This window comes from Thiohalocapsa sp. (assembly GCF_019695415.1).
Lineage (GTDB): Bacteria > Pseudomonadota > Gammaproteobacteria > Chromatiales > Chromatiaceae > Thiohalocapsa.
Genome location: NZ_JAIFKJ010000657.1, coordinates 1 through 2,332, shown reverse-complemented (window position 1 = coordinate 2,332; position 2,332 = coordinate 1). Strand labels below are relative to the sequence as shown.

Below are 2,332 nucleotides of genomic sequence, written 5' to 3'. Positions count from 1 at the left end.
TCACCGAGCCGCCGGTGGGCGCCTCCACGTGCGCATCCGGCAGCCAGGTGTGCACGGGAAACATGGGCACCTTGACCGCGAAGGCGATGAGGAAGGCGAAGAAGATCAGCACCTGCGCCGTCATGCCGAGCTGCAGGCCGTGGAAATCCGGGATGCTGAAGCTGTCGGCCTGGAAATACATGTAGATGAGCGCCACCAACATGAATACCGAGCCAAAGAACGTGTAGAGAAAGAACTTGATGGTCGCGTAGACCCGGTTCGGGCCACCCCAGACCCCGATGATGATGAACATCGGGATCAGCATCGCCTCCCAGAAGAAATAGAACAGGATGGCGTCCAGGGCCGAAAAGACGCCGACCATGATGCCTTCCATAATCAGGAAGGCGCCCATGTAATAGGACGGGCGATAGGTGACCACCTCCCAGCCGGCGATGATGACGAAAATCGTCACGAAGGTGGTCAGTAAAATCAGCGGCATGGAGATGCCGTCGACGCCAAGGTAATACTGGACCTTGATGGCCGGGATCCAGTCCGCGCGCTCCACGAATTGCATGGCGGCGGTCCCGGGCTCGAACAGCAGCCAAAGCGGCAGGCTTGCAACGAAGGTCGCCACGGCCACGCCGAGGGCCATTCGCTTGGTCTGCTCGGCGTTCTTGTCGCCGTTGGCGATGACCGCCAGGCCGCCGATGATGGGCAGCCAGATGACGAGCGTCAGCCAGGGGAATTGGGGCAGCATCCGGGGGTGACTCCTTGCTCGTTATGATTCAGAAGGCGACGAACAGCGTCAGCAGCGCCACCAGGCCGACGATCATCGCGATGGCGTAGTGGTAGAGGTAGCCGGTCTGCAGGTGGCGCATCACGCCTGCCAGATAGCCCACCATGCGCGCCGAGCCGTTGACCACTGCACCGTCGATGAGCGTGCGGTCCCCGGCCTTCCAGAGGAACCGGCCGATGTCCAGCCCACCGCCGGCGAACACCTTCTGGTTGAAGTCGTCGAAGCCGTACTTGTCCTGAAGCACCCGGGTCAGCCAGCCGCCCTTCGCCTGAATCTCGGCATCGATGTCCGGATTGCGCTTGTGCAGCACGAGCCACACCACTGTCGCCAGCACCAGCCCGCCCATCGACAACCAGAACGGTAGCGCGCCCATGCCATGCAGGATGAAGGCCACCTGCCCGTGCCAGTGCTCGGCCAGGTGGTGCAGGGAATCGTGCTCGGGCTTGACGTAGATGGCATCCCCCAACCAGTTGTTGACCAGCAAGGGCTCGACGGTCATCCAGCCGATGGCAATGGAGGGCACCGCCAGCGCAATCAGCGGCACCGTCACCACCCAGGGCGTCTCATGCAGGTGTGAGCGGGTGTGCTCGTCCATGCGCGGCTTACCGTGGAATACCAGATAGTACATCCGGAAGCTGTAGAGCGCCGTGACGAAGGCGCCGACGGTGAGCAGCAGCCAGGCGATGCCGGCGCCAAAGACATGCGAGTCGCCGACGGCCTCGATGATGGCATCCTTGGAGAAGAAGCCGGAGAAGCCCGGAAAGGCGATGAGCGCCAGCGAGCCGATGAGCGCCGTCGCCCAGGTGATGGGCATGTACTTGCGAAGCCCGCCCATGTTGCGGATGTCCTGATCATGATGCATGGCAATGATCACGGACCCGGCGGCGAGGAACAGAAGCGCCTTGAAGAACGCGTGGGTCATCAGGTGGAAGATGCCGGCGGCGTAGGCCGACGCGCCCAGCGCGGCGGTCATGTAGCCGAGCTGCGAGAGCGTGGAATAGGCCACCACCCGCTTGATGTCGTTCTGCACCAGGCCGATCAGGCCCATGAAGAAGGCCGTGATGGCCCCCACCAACAGCACGAACGACAGAGCCGTGGCCGAAAGCTCGAAAAGCGGTGACATCCGCGCCACCATGAAGATGCCGGCGGTGACCATGGTGGCGGCGTGGATCAGCGCCGAGATGGGCGTCGGGCCTTCCATGGAATCCGGCAGCCAGACATGCAGCGGCACCTGTGCCGACTTACCCATGGCGCCGATGAAGAGCAGGATGCACACCAGTGTCATCAGCGATACGCCGCCGAAGACGGCCACCTGGGTGTCCGCCAGCTCCGGCGCCTTGGCGAACACCTCCGCATAGTCCATGGAGCCGAAATACATGCCGACGGCGGCGATGCCCAGGATGAAGCCGAAGTCGCCGACGCGGTTCACGAGGAAGGCCTTGAGGTTGGCGAAGATGGCCGACTCGCGCGTGGACCAGAAACCGATGAGCAGATAGGACACCAGGCCCACCGCCTCCCAGCCGAAGAACAACTGCATGAAGTTGTTCGACATCACCA

2 protein-coding genes are annotated in these 2,332 nt (G+C 62.9%); both read right to left on the bottom strand.

Going from position 1 to position 2,332, the window contains the following annotated elements:
* On the bottom strand, nt 1-736 hold a 736-nt coding region (locus I6U14_RS17930), incomplete at its 3' end, for a NuoM family protein (protein WP_296901209.1).
* A 28-nt stretch (nt 737-764) separates the two neighbouring features.
* Nucleotides 765-2,332, bottom strand: a 1,568-nt coding sequence (gene nuoL, locus I6U14_RS17925) for an NADH-quinone oxidoreductase subunit L (protein ID WP_296901207.1), incomplete at its 5' end; no start/stop codon positions are given.